Raw genomic sequence first — 277 nt, forward strand, 5'->3', positions numbered from 1 at the left:
CAGTCGAGATCTCAGGTGATGAGATCAACCATGTGACCTTCGAATTAAGCGGTCTAGGAAGTTGGTTTGATGCGAACAATAACCAGGCTACTCAGGTTGTGATCCGTGCGTATGATACACACGGCAATCTAATTGATTCACAAGGTGGTTTTCGAGAGAGTGGAAATCTAGAGGATAGTTACTCTTTCACTACAGATCAGCCCGTAGCTAAATTCGAGCTTGGTACAGTCGGCGGCCGTGGTCAATATGTAGTTAAGAACATGACGATTTCTCGTGT

1 protein-coding gene is annotated in these 277 nt (G+C 45.1%); it reads left to right on the top strand.

The genetic code is table 11. From position 1 onward, the window contains the following. Window positions 1-277: hypothetical protein (locus A3739_RS29670; protein WP_197472183.1), on the top strand; the 277-nt coding region annotated here is incomplete at both ends.

The sequence above is a fragment of the Oleiphilus sp. HI0067 genome (assembly GCF_001635735.1).